This window comes from Trinickia sp. EG282A, assembly GCF_040965455.1.
Classification (GTDB): domain Bacteria; phylum Pseudomonadota; class Gammaproteobacteria; order Burkholderiales; family Burkholderiaceae; genus Trinickia; species Trinickia symbiotica.
Map to the genome: position 1 here is coordinate 1 of NZ_JBFRCC010000052.1, position 310 is coordinate 310.

Sequence of the window (310 nt, forward strand, 5' to 3'; positions counted from 1 at the left end):
GGTCTTCGGGCTTGATCGTCTCCAACGGCTTCTTCTTCGCCTTCATGATGTTCGGCAGCGTCACGTACCGAGGCTCGTTCAGACGCAGGTCCGTCGTCACCACGGCCGGCAGCGTCAGCGTGAGCGTTTCGGCGCCACCGTCCACTTCGCGCGCCACCGTCGCCCGCTTTTGTCCGCCCTCGCCGGCAATGGTCAGCTTCGACGCGAACGTCGCCTGCGGCAGGCCTGCCAGCGCGGCGAGCATCTGACCCGTCTGGTTCGAGTCGTCGTCGATCGCCTGTTTGCCGAGGATCACGAGCTGCGGCTGCTC

Annotated in this window: 1 pseudogene; it reads right to left on the reverse strand. The window is 66.1% G+C overall.

The annotated features are described in order from the left end of the window. A pseudogene (locus AB4Y31_RS31875) lies at nucleotides 1–310 on the reverse strand (electron transfer flavoprotein subunit beta/FixA family protein); the annotation flags it as partial.